We start from the raw sequence: 15478 nt of genomic DNA on the forward strand, positions 1-15478 counted from the left end.
TCAGAGTGATCACCCGTTCGGAGGTTCGAGCCCAGACCCTAGTGACCTTCTTGTGATCAGTTCAAATCCTCACGTGAAAAATGTCTGTCACAGAGTGCATTCTTTGCACTCAACTCACATGCAGTCATGGTCGATTGACGCTACGTTGCGTGACGATTACGCCAATTCGGGCGTTAAACCTGCAAGCTTGACCTTCAGGACAGGCGCCGGAACAGGCGCTCAGGTCAGCCGCTTCAGGAGCATCGCCGAAGCGATCGGCCGGGCCCCCGCCTTGGCGACCCCGTCGGCCACCTCGCGGTCCGTGGAGGCGACGATGACGGGCCGGCCCGGCGGCTCGGCGCGCACCAGCTGGCGGATCAACTCGTCGGCCGTGACACCCGGCTTGGAGAACAGCACCCGCACCCCGCGCGGCGGCGCGAGCAGCACCGGCGCGGCCAGTTCGGCCCCGTCGAAGACACACGTCACCTCGGCCCCGGTCTGCGCGGCGAGCTGCGAGAGCTGGCCCAGCAGCCGCAGGCGCTGCTTCTCCAGGGGCATCTGCGGATAGCCGGTCTTGGTGACGTTGTAGCCGTCCACGACCAAGTGCGCCTGGGGCAGCGCGAGCAACTGGTCGACAATCGCGGGGTCGTGCTCGGACAGCGCCCGCGCGGCGATGTCCTTCGGGGTCATTCGTCCCGGTTCGACCGCGTCCACGGTCTCCGCGGGCCGCACGGACACCGGCGGCAACGCCAGTTCCCTGCGCAGCCCTTGGGCCGCGTCCAGTACGGTGTCCAGCAGCAGGCGCACGCGCATGTCCTCGACACTGCGCCCCTCGCGCGCCGCCCTGCGCGTGGCCTCCAGGGAGGCCTCCGCCTCGGTGAGCCGCGCCTTCAGCCGCCGCGCCTCGCTCTCGGCGGCGGACAGCTGGGTCTGCCCCTCGGAGCGCAGGGCGTCCATCTCGGCGTGCACCTTGCGCAGGGCCGCCTCACCGCGCCGCACGTCACTGACGGCCGCGCGCAGCTTGCGATGAAGCGATTCCGCTTCTTTTCTGGCAACCTCCAGATCGGCGCGCAGCCGCTCGGTATCGGTCCGGGTCGCCTCCCGCGCCTGCGCCAGTTCCTCGCGCAGCCGCTCCAGCTCGGCCCGGCTCTCCTCGTCGGCCCGCTCGGCATCCGCCCGCTGGGCCTCCTCGCCGGCCGCCGTCACGAGCTTCACCCAGCCCGTGGGGCGCAGCACATAGGCCGCGGCCGCCACATCGAGCGGGTCCGCGGCCGGAGGCGGCGAGCCGGAGTCGAGGGCGCCCGCGAGCTCCGCCTGGGCCTCTCTCAGCTTCTCCCCGATCCGCTGCCGGAACAGCGGATCGGTCTCCAGCGCGGCCGCCATCGCGTTCCCGGCGAACTTGGCCCGCCGGTTGGGGGCGAACCGCGCGTACTGCCTCAGCTGCGCGGGCAGTTCGGCGACGGTCAGGCCGCCGAAGCCGTCCGAGACGATCTGCACGACCCGGCGGCGCACACCGTCGGGCAGCGGACGGTCGAGCACCTCAGCGGTGCCGTCGCCCGGCCCCCCGCCTGCGCTCTCCACCATCCGTCACACCCCATCACCTGTGCGGGGCCGGCCCTGTCAGGAACCGGCGCCGGGCCTGTCCACGAGTTCCACCTGATCCACGGCGTTGCACCAGCGGCAGCGCACCGACTCGATGGTCTCACTGACCACCTCGCGCTCCTCGACCTTCGGCTCGCCGGCGAGGTCGAGGTGCACGTACTCGACGACCTTCGACGAGCGCGTCACGTCGAAACGCGTGAGGTTGCCGCACAGAGTGCAGCGCCACCGCGTGGCTGCGGTGGGCAGGGGAACCGTCATCGTGACTGTCCGCTTTCCTTCTAGTGTCCGTGACGCCCGGCTTCCCCGGTGCGTGTGGCTCGTAACCCTACGGCCTGGCGCGTACCCGCCGCCCGCCCGTCCGCGGCGGCGAGGCGATCTGTGCGTGTGCGTCCGGTTACGCCATGCTCTGTGTCCATGATCAGCAACTGGAGCGCGTCGGTCGGCAGGACGGTCAGAACGGTCCGGATGCCGTCGGCACCGGTGACGTACGGACTGATCGCGTTGTGCTGTCTGGTCTTCGCGGTCGGCCCGGCCTCGGGACTGAATCCGGCCTACGGCTCCGGGGACGCGCTGCTCGCCGCGCAGCGGGCCTATTTCCACCGCTGGGGCGTGGTCCCGGCGGACCTCTTCGCGGACCCCGCCGGCTCCGCCCTCACCCCCGCCACGGCCCTCTTCATCCACGGCAGCTGGGTCCACCTGCTCGGCAACATGCTCTTCCTCTACGTCTTCGGCGTGCTGACCGAGGAGCGGATGGGCCGCGTGCAGTTCACGCTCTTCTACCTCGTCTGCGGCTATCTCGCCCTGCTGGGGTACGCGGCCGCCAACTCCTCCTCCGACCAGTCCCTGGTGGGAGCGTCGGGGGCGATCTCGGCGATCCTGGGCGCGTTTCTGTACCTGTTCCCCGGGGCGCGGGTGACGAGCCTGCTGCCGTTCCTGTTCTTTCTGCCGATGCGGTTTCCCGCGTGGGTGGTGCTGCCGTTCTGGGCGGCGCTGCAGTGGGTGGCGGCGGGGCGGGCGGAGCAGGGGCCCGGGGTGGCGTATCTGGCCCACCTGGTGGGCTTCTCGCTGGGCTTCGGCTACGCGTGGGCCCGTTTCCGCCGTAGGACTAGAGTAAGGGCCGCCCCAGCTCCGGCCCCCGAGGGAGAGAACCAGCCGTGATCACCGCGATCGTCCTCATCAAGACCAGCGTGGACCGGATCCCCGAGATCGCGGAGTCGATTGCCTCGCTGGAATCTGTGAGCGAGGTGTTCTCCGTGACGGGTACGTATGACTTGATCGCGATGGTTCGGGTCAAGGAGCACGAGGACCTCGCCGAGGTGATCCCTGGGCGTATCAGCAAGATCCCCGGGGTTGAGGGCACGGACACGCATGTGGCGTTTCGGACGTACTCCCAGCATGACCTTGAGGCGGCTTTTGCTATCGGGTTGGACTCGTGATCGGCGCCCAATCGTCTGCGGAGCGCGGTTCGTGTGCGACTGCCGGCCGGATGTGGCTGGTCGCGCAGATCCCCGCGCCCCTTAGGAGCCTCTAGCCCACCGTCGGGACGCAGCGGCCGTTCTCCGTCGTGTACTTCCACTTCGCGCCGTCAGTCACCAGTTCCTTGACGGCGTTGATGAAGCGCTCGACGTGCTCGTCGGGGGTGCCCGCGCCGAAGCTCACCCGGATCGCGTTGAGGGACTTCTCGCCCGGGGCCGCCTCGGGGGCGCCGCATTCACCCTGGGTCTGGGGGTCGGTGCCCAGGAGGGTGCGGAGCAGGGGGTGGGCGCAGAAGAGGCCGTCGCGGACGCCGATGCCGTACTCGGCCGAGAGGGCGGCGGCGAAGTGGGAGCTGTTCCAGCCGTCGACGACGAAGGAGATCACGCCCACGCGCGGGGCGTCGTCGCCGAAGAGGGACAGGACCTTCACCTGCGGGACCTCCGCCAGGCCCGCCCGCACCTTCTCGATCAGGTGCTGCTCGCGTGCGACCAGCGTGTCGAAGCCCGCCTCGGTCAGCGCCTTGCAGGCCGACGCGATGGAGTAGGCGCCGATGACGTTCGGGGAGCCCGCTTCGTGCCGCGCGGCGGTCTCGTGCCACTCCACGTCCACTCCCCCGTCCTCGCGCCGGGCGACCTTGCGGCTGGCGCCGCCGCCCGCGAGGTAGGGGTCGGCGGCCTGGAGCCAGTCGGCGCGGCCGGCCAGGACGCCGGAGCCGAAGGGGGCGTAGAGCTTGTGGCCGGAGAAGGCGATCCAGTCGACGTCGAGGTCCTGGACGGAGACCGGGTGGTGCGGGGCGAGTTGGGCGGCGTCCAGGACGATCCGCGCGCCGTGGGCGTGCGCGGCGGCGGCCAGTTCGCGGACCGGCCACAGCTCGCCGGTGACGTTCGAGGCGCCCGTGACGCAGACCAGGGCCGGACCGTAGGGGTCCCGGTCGGCGAGGGCCTTTTCGAGGGTCTCGACGGCCTGGGCCGGGGTGCGCGGGGCGTTGAGGTAGGTGACGCGGGCGTCCTGCCAGGGCAGCAGCGAGGCGTGGTGCTCGGTCTCGAAGACGAAGACCTGGCAGTCGGCGGGCAGGGCCGCGGCGAGGAGGTTGAGGGAGTCCGTGGTGGAGCGGGTGAAGATCAGCTGGTCGTCGGGGCGGCAGTCGAGGAACTCCTCGACCGTCTTCCGCGCGTTCTCGAAGAGGTCGGTGGAGAGTTGCGAGAGGTAGCCCGCCCCGCGGTGGACGCTGCCGTAGTACGGGGCGTAGGCCGCCACGTCGTCCCAGACGCGCTGGAGGGCGGGGGCGCTGGCCGCGTAGTCGAGTGCCGCGTAGGTGACCTCGCCGCCCGTGACGAGCGGGACGGTGACGTCCCGGCCCAGAACGGGCAGCTGGGCACAAATGGTCTGGGCGGCGGCAGTGGTGGAGACAGACATGGCGAACTCCCGTGAGAGGCAAGGCGGTTCCGCCGTGCGAGCAGGCTGGGCTCAAGCACGGAGGGGTGAAAGGGGGTGTGCGGAGGCGGGGCTCGACGCCCTATCGCATTCGCTTGCTCACGGAGAACTCCCTCGATGACCAGGACCCCTGGTGTCTTTCGAGGGGCCCGCGCTTGCCGCAGACCTCGCTGCCTACGGCCTGGTCTTCACCCGGGGCACCCCGCCACGGACGGAGGGTTGCCGGACAGTCGGCCGGGGCCTCATGACTGTCACTCATGACCTGGTCCGAAAACTTACGCGATGTGATCGTCGTCCCGCAACCCGTGTCCGGATCGCGGGACGACCACCGCCGTACCGCTACGCGTTGCTGGCTGCCGCCCAGCGTTCCAGAGTCCGCTTGGCGGCGCCCGAGTCGATCGACTCCGCCGCCTTCTCCATCCCGGCCCTGAGCCGGTCCGCCAGCGGCCCGTCCTGCGCCTCCAGGGCCACCAGGGCGGCTGCCGAGTTCAGGAGTACGGCGTCCCGCACCGGGCCCGTCTCGCCGTCCAGGAGCCGGCGGGCGACGGCCGCGTTGTACTCGGGGTCGGCGCCGCGCAGCGCCTCCACCGGGACCAGCGGGAGGCCCACGTCACGGGGGTCGAAGGTCTCCTCGGTGACCTTGCCGTCGCGGACGATCCACACCCGGGAGGTGGCCGTGGTCGTCAGCTCGTCGAGGCCGTCGTCACCCCGGAACACCAGGGAGGAGTTGCCGCGCTCGGCGAAGACGCCCGCGATGATGGGCGCCATCCGCGGGTCGGCGACCCCGACCGCCTGGGCGCGCACCTTGGCGGGGTTGGTGAGCGGGCCGAGCGCGTTGAACACCGTGCGAATGCCCAACTGGCCGCGCGCGGCGCCCGCGTGACGCAGGGCCGGGTGGAACTTGATCGCGAAACAGAAGGTGATCCCGGCCTCCTCGGCGACCTCGGCCACCCGCTTCGGGGTCAGCTCCAGGTTGACGCCGAGACGCTCCAGGACGTCGGAGGCGCCGGACGCGGAGGACGCGGCGCGGTTGCCGTGCTTGACGACCTTCGCGCCCGTGCCGGCGATCACGATCGAGGACATCGTGGAGATGTTCACCGTCTTCGCGCCGTCGCCGCCGGTCCCGACGATGTCCACCGTCTTCCCGGACACCTCGATCACGTTGGCGTGCGCGTACATCGCGCGCACCAGACCGGTGATCTCCTCGACGGTCTCGCCCTTGGCCCGCAGCGCCACCACGAACCCGGCGATCTGCGCGTCCGTCGCCTCGCCCCGCATGATCTGGTCCATCGCCCAGAAGGTGGCGTCGGCGTCCTGGTCCCTGCCGTACAGCAGGGAGTTCAGTACCTCGGGCCAGGAACGGGCCGCCGCGGTGTCGCCTCCAGCGGGGGTCACAGCGCTCATACGGCCGCTCCTGGGTGTCGTAGAAATGTGCGTCGGGACGTGCGTCGAAAGACGTGCACCACCCTATCCAGCGCGCGGCACGGCGAAGGGCCCCGTCCGGTGTTCGGACGGGGCCCTTCGACTGTGGCGTGGCGACGCCTCAGCGATCAGTGGTGGCCGTGGCCGCTCGTGATCTCCTTGTACTCCTCGACGGTGGGCTTGGGGATCTGGGACTCCTCGCCGTAGTACGCCTCGCTCAGCTTGGCGCGCAGCTTCTCGGTGCCCTTGACCTTGCGCTCGACGCCGTTCTCGTCGACCGTGGCGCCGATCGCGGCCGGCACGTACTGCTCGTGCGCGGTGAGCGTGTGCAGCGCGTCCTGGCTGAGCGGCTCGTGCACCTCGATGAACTCACCGTGCGGCAGGCGCTTGATGATGCCCGACTCGCGGCCGTGCAGCACCTTGTCGCGGTCCCGGCGCTGCAGGCCCAGGCAGATCCGCTTGGTGGCGACGAACACGAGGACCGGCACCACGAAGAAGCCGACGCGCACGAACCAGGTGATCGCGTTGATCGACAGGTGGAAGTGCGTGGCCCAGAGGTCGTTGCCACCACCGACGAGCAGGACGAAGTACCAGGAGATCCACGCGGCGCCGAACGCGGTACGCGTCGGGACGTTGCGCGGCCGGTCCAGGATGTGGTGCTCGCGCTTGTCGCCGGTGACCCAGGACTCGATGAACGGGTAGACCGCGATCGAGACCAGGACCAGCGGGAAGATCACCAGTGGGATGAACACGCCCAGGACGAGCGTGTGACCCCAGGCGTTGATCTCCCAGCCCGGCATGACACGGATCAGGCCCTCGGAGAAGCCCATGTACCAGTCGGGCTGGGCACCCGTGGAGACCATGTCCGGCCGGTAGGGGCCCATGGCCCAGATCGGGTTGATCGAGGCGATCGCCGCGACGGCCGCGATGACACCGAAGACCAGGAAGAAGAAGCCTCCGGCCTTGGCCATGTAGACCGGCAGGAGCGGCATGCCGACGACGTTGTTGTTCGTCTTTCCGGGGCCCGCGAACTGCGTGTGCTTGTGGTAGAAGACCAGGATCAGGTGGCCGACCACGAGCCCGAGCATGATGCCCGGCAGCAGCAGGATGTGGATCGAGTAGAACCGTGCGACGAAGTCGCCGCCCGGGAACTCGCCGCCGAAGAGGAAGAACGACAGGTACGTGCCGACGATCGGCACGGACAGGACCGCGCCCTCCATGAAGCGGACACCGGTGCCGGAGAGCAGGTCGTCCGGGAGCGAGTAACCGGTGAAGCCGGTGAACATGCCCAGGACGAACAGCAGGAAGCCGAACAGCCAGTTGACCTCACGCGGCTTGCGGAAGGCACCCGTGAAGAACACGCGCATCATGTGCACGAACATGGCGGCGAGGAAGATCAGCGCGGCCCAGTGGTGGATCTGCCGGATCAGCAGACCACCGCGCACATCGAAGGAGATGTGCATGGTCGAGTTGAAGGCCTCGGACATCATCTGGCCCTGCAGCGGGATGTAGCTGCCGTGGTACTCCACCTCGTTCATCGACGGGTGGAAGAACAGCGTCAGGTACACACCCGTGAGGATGATGATGATGAAGCTGTAGAGGCAGACCTCGCCCAGCATGAACGACCAGTGGTCGGGGAAGATCTTGCGCATGTTGGCCTTGGCCAACCCGTAGATCCCCAGCCGGCCGTCCGCCCAGTCGGCGACGCGCTCGCCCGCCGGGGCTTTGCCGCGCCGGGGCTCGTTGCTTGCGGGACTCTCGTTGTTGCTCATCCGCGCTCCCAGAATGCAGGACCGACGGGCTCTTCGAAGTCGCCGAGCGCCTCGAGGTAGCCCTCGTCGTTCACGCCGATGCGCAGCTGCGGCAGGGCGTGCCCGGCGGGGCCGAAGATCACTCGGGCACCGTCGGAGAGGTCGAAGGTGGACTGGTGGCAGGGGCACAGCACGTGGTGCGTCTGCTGCTCGTACAGGGAGATCGGGCAGCCGACGTGGGTGCAGATCTTCGAGTACGCCACGATGCCCTCGTGCGACCACTCGAGCTCGCGCTTGTCCTTGATGTTGTCCGGCTGGAGCCGGACGATCATCAGGGCCGCCTTGGCGATCTCGGTCTGGAACTCCTCGTCGTGCTCCTCCAGGCCCTCGGGCTTGGCGAAGGTGAGCGAGCCGACCTGGACGTCGGAGGGGCGCAGCGGCTCGTTCGTGTTCATGTTGACGAGCAGCTTGCCCTTGGACCAGATGGTGTGGCGGAGCTTGGTCCCGGGCAGCGGGCCGAGGTCGCGCAGCAGCATGACGCCGGAGAGCGGGAACAGGGCCAGCGCGCCGAACATCGTGTTGCGGATCAGCTTGCGGCGGCCGAGCGCGGACTCCTTGGCGCCCTGCTTGAAGTCGGCCAGCACCTTGGCCTTGACCTCGGGCGTGGCCTCGATCGCGTGCCGCTCGTCGGCGATCTCCACGTCGGACATCAGGGTGCGGGCCCAGTGGACCGCGCCCGCGCCGATCGAGAACAGCGCGAGGCCCAGGGTCAGGCCGAGCGCGAAGTTCAGCGCGTTGATGTGACCGATCGGGAAGACGAAGATCGCCTTGTCGTGCGGGATCGCCACGTAGGAGGCGATGAAGCCGACGGTGGCCAGCATCGACACCGTGAACAGGAAGGCCACGACGCGCTCGGACCGCTTGGCGGCCCGCTCGTCGATGTCCTGGACCCGGTGCTCGTGGGGGGGCAGTCCGGGGTCGGCGAACGGGTCCTGCTCGTTCGCGACGCCTACCGCGCCGTGCGCGTCCTGCTCAGCGGGCAGGTTCTCTTCTGGAATGTCTTGGCTACTCATGACTTCTTGGCCTTTGCGGTCCGAGCGGCGACCCAGACGGCGACCGCGATCAGCGCGCCGAGTCCGAAGACCCAGGCGAAGAGGCCCTCACTGACCGGCCCGAGGCCACCCAGTTCGAGGCCACCAGGGCTCTCGGTGTCGTCGCCGTTGACCGCGTTCAGGTACGCGATGATGTCCTTCTTGTTCTTCTCCGACAGCGTGGTGTCGGGGAAGGACGGCATGTTCTGCGGGCCCGTCTGCATGGCCTCGTAGATGTGCTTGGGGGCGACACCTTCGAGGTCCGGCGCGAACTTGCCGTGCGTCAGCGCACCGCCCTTGCCGGTGAAGTTGTGGCACTGGGCGCAGTTGGTGCGGAAGAGCTCACCACCCTTGGCGATGTCGGCACCGTCGGGGCCGTACTGGGCCTTCGTGGGAACGGTCGGGCCGGCGCCGAGGGAGGAGATGTACGCGGCGAGCTGGTCGATCTCGGCCTGCGTGTAGATGACCTTCTTCTTCGGGATCTGCGCGCCCGGCTGCTGGGCCGGCATACGGCCGGTGCCGACCTGGAAGTCGACGGCCGCGGCGCCCACGCCCACGAGACTCGGACCGTCGGAGGTGCCCTGACCGCCGGTGCCGTGGCAGCTTGCGCAGCCCACGGAGTAGAGCTTCTTGCCCTCGTCGATGGCGAGGGACTGGGCGGTCTCATCGGCCTGCGCCTTGCTCGCGGGCGCGAACGCGGCGTACAGCCCCCCAGTGGCCGCCAGCGCGAGGAGTAGGACGACGACAGCCGCCAGCGGATGGCGTCGTCGTGCGGAGAGCTTTTTCACGGATTACCCCGGTGTCAGGATCTTCTGCGTCGATGCTTCTGGAAAGTGCGTCTGCTGGACGCACGCGGGAGCGGGCCCGCCTACTTGATCAGGTAGATCGTGGCGAAGAGGCCGATCCAGACGACATCGACGAAGTGCCAGTAGTAGGACACGACAATGGCCGCGGTCGCCTGCTCGTGCGTGAACCTCTTGGCCGCGTAGGTGCGGCCGAGGACGAACAGGAAGGCGATCAGGCCGCCCGTCACGTGCATGCCGTGGAAGCCGGTGGTCAGGTAGAACACCGAGCCGTACGGGTCCGAAGAGAGCGAGAGGCCGTCCTCCTTCACCAGCTCCGTGTACTCGAAGATCTGACCGCCGATGAAGATCGCACCCATCACGAACGTGACGATGAACCAGCCCCGGAGCTTCTTCACGTCCCCGCGCTCGGCGGCGAAGACGCCGAGCTGGCAGGTGAGGGAGGAGAGCACCAGGATCGTGGTGTTGGTCGCGGAGAACGGAAGGTTGAGATGGCTCGCCATCTCCTTCCAGTGATCCGGACCGGTCACCGATCGCAGGGTGAAGTACATCGCGAAGAGGGCCGCGAAGAACATCAGCTCGGAACTCAGCCAGATGATGGTTCCGACGCTGGTGAGGTTCGGCCGGTTGACCGACGGGTGCGCGTGCCCGGTTTCTACTGTCGTTGCTGTCGCCACGACCGACATTATGTCGGTCGCTTATCCCGCCCTCACTCCGGGGGGTGCCGTTCGGAGTGTTCGCAGCGTGTGTACTGCCCGTATGGCCCATCGAAGCGGTGTTCCAACAGGTGTTGACGGGGTGTTCAAGGGAGTAGCATCCGCCGCATCGGTCCCCGAGGTTCCCGATCGAAGACGCGGAGGAACAATGCAGCCGACTGCCACGGTGCTGGTCTACAGCGACGACTCCAACACCCGCGAGCAGGTGAGGCTCGCGGCTGGCCGGCGGCCGGCTCCGGACGCGCCGTTGGTGTCGTTCCTGGAGTGCGCTACGCCTGCGGCGGTTCTGGCGGAACTGGACAAGGGTGGGATCGACGTCTGTGTCTTCGACGGGGAGTCCGCGCCGATGGGGGGCATGGGGCTGTGCCGGCAGATCAAGGACGAGGTGTTCAACTGCCCGCCGGTGCTCTTGCTCATCGGGCGGCCGCAGGATGCGTGGCTCGCCACGTGGAGCCGGGCTGAAGCCGCTGTGACGTTGCCTGTGGATCCGGTGGAGTTCGCGGCGGCGCTCGCTGCGTTGTTGCGGGACAAGAAGGCTCTGAGCGCCTAAGAGCTCGGTTCGGCCCGTAGTTCGGCGACTGCGGGCCGTTGTGGTTGCTCGCGCAGTTCCCCGCGCCCCTTTCGGGGCGCTCACACGGCCGTCGGTCGTAGACGCGCCGTGTCCTCGGGGCTTGGGGCGTCCGGGGTGTTGGCGATGAGGGCGCTGCCGTTGCGCCACTTCTTCCAGTTGACGTTCCAGTCGCCGAAGCCGTTGCCGAAGGGTTCCATTTCGTTGCCGTCGGAGTTGACGACCTTGACGACGTCGCCCTGGTGGATGTTGTCGAAGAACCACTCGGCGTTGCTGGTGCTCATGCCGGTGCAGCCGTGGCTGACGTTCTCGTAGCCCTGGGAGCCGACGGACCAGGGGGCCGCGTGGACGTACTCGCCGCTCCAGGTGACGCGCGTGGCGTAGTAGACCGGCAGGTCGTAGTTGTCCGAGGAGCCCTCGGCGATGCCGACCGTGGTGCCGCGCATACGTACGAAGTACTCCTTGCCCAGTACGACCTTGACGCCGTTGCGGGTCTCGAAGCCGGGCTTGCCCGTGGTGACCGGGAGTTCGTTGATCTCCTTGCCGTTCTTGTAGACGGTCATGGAGTGTGACGAGGCGTCCGTGACGGCGATGATGCGGTCGCCGATGGTGAGCTTCAGGGGCTTGGAGGCGCCGCCCCAGAGGCGGTCGCTGATCTTCACGCCGTCCAGCTCGCTGCGCACCCGCACCGTGGCCCGGGTGGGCCAGTAGTCCTTGGGCCGGTAGTGGAGTTCCTTGTCGTCCACCCAGTACCAGGCGCCCTGCACGGCGGGTACGGAGTCGACCCTCAGGGCGCGTTCCACGATCGCCCGCTGCGCCTTGTCCTTGACCGGCTTGTTCAGCTCGGCCGTGACGGGCTGTCCGACGCCGTACTTGCCGCCCTCCGGCCCGAACTTCACCGTCAGGGGCTTCTTGGCGGTGGGCTTGCTGGTGTCGAAGGCGAGCACCTTGCGGCCGGGCGCGCCGTCGTCGTCCTCGGTGCTCACCCGGACCGTGTAGTGGGCGCTGGCGGCCAGCGGGGAGGTGCTGTGCCAGCGAGTGCCGTCGGCGCTGAGTTCGCCCGTCACATAGCGGCCCTGGGCGTCCATGGCGGTGACGTCCGTGATGCGGCCGTCGTCGTCCGACGCGGTCACTTCCAGGGGCTTGTCCGGGTCGACCTTCTTTCCGTCGTCGGCGGGGCCGTTGAAGGAGATCTGGTCCGTCGCGTCGTACGGCTTCGCGGAGAGCGGGTTGCCGCCGCTGCCGCAAGCGGTGCCGCCCGCGCCGAGGGCGATCACCAGCAGCGTGCAGCTGACGACGGTGCGGGTGCGCGGAGAGTGGTTCATACGATCACGTTATGGACGTACATGGACGGCGGCGCGGTGAGTAACTCGTACGAGGGACCGGACGTGCGGCAAAAGCAGGAGCCCGGACCCTCCTGACGGAGTGTCCGGGCCCCGATACGTGCCGGGCGTGCTACTGGGTGCGGTTCTCACCGCGGTAGTACTCGAAGACCCAGCCGTACAGGCCGACCATGAGGATCGGCGCCGAGAAGTACAGCAGCCACCAGCCGATCGCGATCGACAGGAAGGCGAGCGCGCCGCCGATGCCGAGGGCGAGCGGCTGCCAGCTGTGCGGGCTGAAGAACCCGACCTCGCCGGCGTCGTCAGCGACGTCCGCTTCCTTGTTGTCCTGTGCGCCGACGTCGACCCGCCGGGCCGTGAAGCCCAGGTAGAAGCCGATCATGATGCACAGGCCGAAGGCCAGGAAGAGCGCCGTGGTACCGGCCGGCTCCTTCGACCACACGCCGTAGACGACCGCCATGGCGAGGACGAAGACGCTCAGCCACATGAACATCCAGCCTTGGACCTTCACTTGCCAGCCTCCTTGCCACCGGCCAGGGCCTTCTCACCGTGAGGCGCGTTCTCGAGCTGGTCGAGAGCGGCGATCTCCGGGTGGTGCAGGTCGAACGCCGGGGATTCACTGCGGATCCGCGGAAGGGTGAGGAAGTTGTGCCGCGGCGGCGGGCAGGACGTGGCCCACTCCAGGGAGCGGCCGTAGCCCCACGGGTCGTCGACGCCGACCGGCTTGCCGTACTTGGCCGTCTTCCACACGTTGTAGAGGAACGGCAGGATCGACATGCCGAGCAGGAACGAGCTGATCGTCGAGATCGTGTTCAGGGCGGTGAAGCCGTCGGCCGCCAGGTAGTCGGCGTAACGACGCGGCATGCCCTCGGCGCCCAGCCAGTGCTGGACCAGGAAGGTGCCGTGGAAGCCGATGAACAGCGTCCAGAACGTGATCTTGCCGAGCCGCTCGTCGAGCATCTTGCCGGTCATCTTCGGCCACCAGAAGTGGAAGCCGGCGAACATCGCGAAGACGACCGTGCCGAACACCACGTAGTGGAAGTGCGCCACCACGAAGTACGAGTCCGAGACGTGGAAGTCCATCGGCGGCGAGGCCAGGATGACACCGGTCAGACCACCGAAGGTGAAGGTGATCAGGAAGCCGGTCGCCCAGAGCATCGGGGTCTCGAAACTCAAGGACCCCTTCCACATCGTTCCGATCCAGTTGAAGAACTTCACGCCTGTCGGTACGGCGATGAGGAACGTCATGAAGGAGAAGAACGGCAGCAGGACTCCGCCGGTGACGTACATGTGGTGGGCCCACACCGTCACGGACAGGCCGGCGATGGCGATGGTGGCGCCGATCAGGCCCATGTAGCCGAACATCGGCTTGCGGGAGAAGACCGGGATGACCTCGGAGATGATGCCGAAGAACGGCAGCGCGATGATGTACACCTCTGGATGGCCGAAGAACCAGAAGAGGTGCTGCCACAGCAACGCCCCGCCATTGGCGGCGTCGAAGACATGTGCCCCGAATTTCCGATCCGCCTCCAGCGCGAACAGCGCGGCGGCGAGCACGGGGAAGGCCAGCAGCACGAGCACGGCGGTCAGCAGCACGTTCCACACGAAGATCGGCATGCGGAACATGGTCATGCCCGGCGCGCGCATGCAGATGATGGTGGTGATGAAGTTGACCGCGCCGAGGATGGTGCCGAAGCCGGAGAACGCCAGGCCCATGATCCACAGGTCGGCGCCGATGCCCGGCGAGCGGACCGCGTCCGACAGCGGGCTGTAGGCGAACCAGCCGAAGTCGGCCGCGCCCTGCGGGGTGAGGAAGCCGCCCACGGCGATGGTCGAGCCGAACAGGTACAGCCAGTAGGCGAACATGTTCAGCCGCGGGAAGGCGACGTCGGGGGCGCCGATCTGGAGCGGCATGATCCAGTTCGTGAAGCCGGCGAACAGCGGCGTCGCGAACATCAGCAGCATGATCGTGCCGTGCATCGTGAACGCCTGGTTGAACTGCTCGTTCGACATGATCTGCAGACCAGGACGGGCGAGCTCGGCGCGCATCAGCAGCGCCATCACGCCGCCGATCAGGAAGAACGCGAACGACGTGACGAGGTACAGCGTTCCGATGGTCTTGTGGTCCGTGGTGGTCAGCCACTTGATGACCACGTTTCCGGGCTGCTTGCGCCGGACCGGTAGCTCGTCGGCGTAACCGCCTTCAGCCGCCGCGGCACCCTGGGGTTCGTTGAGGATGCTCACAGGTTTGTCGTCTCCCGGTTCTTCTCGTGGCCCGTCTGCGCGATGCCGGCGGGAACGTAACCGGTCTGCCCCTTCTTGGCGAGGTCCTTGAGGTGCTGCTCGTACCGCTCGGGGGAGACGACCTTCACGTTGAACAGCATCCGCGAGTGGTCGACGCCGCACAGCTCGGCGCACTTGCCCAGGAAGGTGCCCTCCTTGTTGGGGGTCACCTGGAAGGAGTTGGTGTGGCCCGGGATGACGTCCATCTTCATCAGGAACGGCACCACCCAGAAGGAGTGGATGACGTCACGCGACGTGAGGACGAAGCGGACCGTCTCCCCCTTCGGGAGCCACAGCGTCGGGCCCGGGTTGTTGGTCTGCGGGTTCCGCGTGCCAGGCGTACCGACGTCGTAGACACCGCCGGCGTTCGCCGGGAAGTCGTCCTTGAAGCGGTTCGGGATGGCGGCCAGGTTCGCGTCTGTCTTCGCGTCACCCGTGGAACCCTCGACGGGCTCGATGTAGTTGAAGCCCCAGCTCCACTGGAAGCCGACGACGTTCACCGTGACGTCAGGCTTCTTGTCGAGACTGAGGATCTTCGTCTCGTCGCGCGCGGTGAAGTAGAAGAGCACCGAGACGATGACGAGCGGAACGACCGTGTACAGCGCCTCGATCGGCATGTTGTACCGGGTCTGCGGAGGCACCTCGATCTTGGTGCGGCTGCGCCGGTGGAAGATCGTGCTCCAGATGATCAGGCCCCACACCAACACGCCGGTGGCCAGCGCGGCGGCCCAGGACCCCTGCCACAGGGAGAGGATCCGCGGAGCCTCTTCCGTGGTCGGGGTGGGCATACCAAGGCGGGGGAAGTCCTTGTATGTGCAACCGGTGGCGGTCGCCAGGACCAGGCCCGCGGTCATTGCCTGCAGCAGCTTCCGCCGCATCGGGCGCCGCGGCGAGCGGTCGGAGCCGTTGGGACTCACGTAGCGCCTTCCCGAGAGTCTCGCCCGCGCGGTATGGCTGCGGCCTGGCCTTCTCGGTGGTCGGTCGCCGTCCTGCGTCGGGCAGGGGTTTGG

15 protein-coding genes and 1 riboswitch are annotated in these 15478 nt (G+C 68.0%); of the genes, 3 read left to right on the top strand and 12 right to left on the bottom strand.

What is annotated here, in order from left to right:
* Positions 1-219: 219 nt before the first annotated feature.
* Together ACIQI8_RS11845 and ACIQI8_RS11850 are read right to left on the bottom strand one after the other, a co-directional pair.
* The gene (locus ACIQI8_RS11845) at positions 220-1563 is read right to left on the bottom strand and encodes an NYN domain-containing protein (RefSeq protein ID WP_402347741.1); all 1344 of its coding nucleotides are present in this window, start codon (positions 1561-1563) and stop codon (positions 220-222) included.
* A gap of 36 nt (positions 1564-1599) precedes the next feature.
* Positions 1600-1839 (bottom strand): hypothetical protein, encoded by a 240-nt coding sequence (locus tag ACIQI8_RS11850; protein WP_020129990.1) that lies wholly within the window; start codon positions 1837-1839, stop codon positions 1600-1602.
* 156 nt (positions 1840-1995) lie between these two features.
* On the opposite strand from ACIQI8_RS11850, the gene ACIQI8_RS11855 reads away from it, so the two are divergent.
* Together ACIQI8_RS11855 and ACIQI8_RS11860 are read left to right on the top strand one after the other, a co-directional pair.
* Positions 1996-2739, top strand: coding sequence for a rhomboid family intramembrane serine protease (locus tag ACIQI8_RS11855; RefSeq protein ID WP_402347744.1), 744 nt, complete (start codon positions 1996-1998; stop codon positions 2737-2739).
* The gene (locus tag ACIQI8_RS11860; RefSeq protein WP_124004215.1) at positions 2736-3017 is read left to right on the top strand and encodes an Lrp/AsnC ligand binding domain-containing protein; all 282 of its coding nucleotides are present in this window, start codon (positions 2736-2738) and stop codon (positions 3015-3017) included. Before ACIQI8_RS11855 ends, ACIQI8_RS11860 begins: the two co-directional genes overlap by 4 nt.
* A gap of 91 nt (positions 3018-3108) precedes the next feature.
* Here ACIQI8_RS11860 and ACIQI8_RS11865 read toward each other — a convergent pair whose 3' ends face one another.
* The 6 genes from ACIQI8_RS11865 to ACIQI8_RS11890 form a co-directional block, all read right to left on the bottom strand.
* A complete protein-coding gene (locus ACIQI8_RS11865; protein ID WP_402347748.1) occupies positions 3109-4473 on the bottom strand; it encodes an aminotransferase class V-fold PLP-dependent enzyme in 1365 nt (454 codons plus the stop codon).
* 164 nt (positions 4474-4637) lie between these two features.
* A riboswitch (SAM riboswitch) is annotated at positions 4638-4754 on the bottom strand.
* A gap of 76 nt (positions 4755-4830) precedes the next feature.
* A complete protein-coding gene (trpD, locus tag ACIQI8_RS11870) occupies positions 4831-5895 on the bottom strand; it encodes an anthranilate phosphoribosyltransferase (RefSeq protein WP_402347751.1) in 1065 nt (354 codons plus the stop codon).
* Positions 5896-6041: 146 nt separating this feature from the next.
* A complete protein-coding gene (locus tag ACIQI8_RS11875; RefSeq protein ID WP_402347754.1) occupies positions 6042-7685 on the bottom strand; it encodes a cytochrome bc complex cytochrome b subunit in 1644 nt (547 codons plus the stop codon).
* A complete protein-coding gene (locus tag ACIQI8_RS11880) occupies positions 7682-8737 on the bottom strand; it encodes a Rieske 2Fe-2S domain-containing protein (protein WP_402347757.1) in 1056 nt (351 codons plus the stop codon). Before ACIQI8_RS11880 ends, ACIQI8_RS11875 begins: the two co-directional genes overlap by 4 nt.
* A complete protein-coding gene (locus ACIQI8_RS11885) occupies positions 8734-9543 on the bottom strand; it encodes a c-type cytochrome (RefSeq protein ID WP_402347760.1) in 810 nt (269 codons plus the stop codon). The genes ACIQI8_RS11880 and ACIQI8_RS11885 overlap by 4 nt, the downstream gene beginning before the upstream one ends.
* An 80-nt stretch (positions 9544-9623) precedes the next feature.
* Positions 9624-10244 carry a heme-copper oxidase subunit III gene (locus ACIQI8_RS11890; RefSeq protein ID WP_401727430.1) on the bottom strand — a complete coding sequence of 207 codons (621 nt, stop codon included), beginning with the start codon at positions 10242-10244 and terminating at the stop codon, positions 9624-9626.
* A gap of 178 nt (positions 10245-10422) precedes the next feature.
* On the opposite strand from ACIQI8_RS11890, the gene ACIQI8_RS11895 reads away from it, so the two are divergent.
* Entirely contained in the window at positions 10423-10824 is a 402-nt protein-coding gene (locus ACIQI8_RS11895) for a hypothetical protein (protein ID WP_402347763.1), read from the top strand.
* 80 nt (positions 10825-10904) lie between these two features.
* Here the strand turns inward: ACIQI8_RS11895 and ACIQI8_RS11900 are convergent, their stop codons facing one another.
* The 4 genes from ACIQI8_RS11900 to coxB form a co-directional block, all read right to left on the bottom strand.
* Positions 10905-12167, bottom strand: coding sequence for an Ig-like domain-containing protein (locus tag ACIQI8_RS11900; RefSeq protein ID WP_402347766.1), 1263 nt, complete (start codon positions 12165-12167; stop codon positions 10905-10907).
* A 130-nt stretch (positions 12168-12297) separates the two neighbouring features.
* A complete protein-coding gene (locus tag ACIQI8_RS11905; RefSeq protein WP_401727433.1) occupies positions 12298-12696 on the bottom strand; it encodes a cytochrome c oxidase subunit 4 in 399 nt (132 codons plus the stop codon).
* Complete coding sequence (gene ctaD, locus ACIQI8_RS11910; protein WP_402347769.1) at positions 12693-14429, bottom strand: cytochrome c oxidase subunit I; 1737 nt, start codon at positions 14427-14429, stop codon at positions 12693-12695. The genes ACIQI8_RS11905 and ctaD overlap by 4 nt, the downstream gene beginning before the upstream one ends.
* A complete protein-coding gene (coxB, locus tag ACIQI8_RS11915; RefSeq protein WP_401729081.1) occupies positions 14426-15385 on the bottom strand; it encodes a cytochrome c oxidase subunit II in 960 nt (319 codons plus the stop codon). Before coxB ends, ctaD begins: the two co-directional genes overlap by 4 nt.
* Between the last annotated feature and the right edge of the window lie 93 nt (positions 15386-15478).

The sequence above is a fragment of the Streptomyces sp. NPDC092369 genome (assembly GCF_044755245.1).
In the GTDB taxonomy this organism is placed as follows: domain Bacteria; phylum Actinomycetota; class Actinomycetes; order Streptomycetales; family Streptomycetaceae; genus Streptomyces.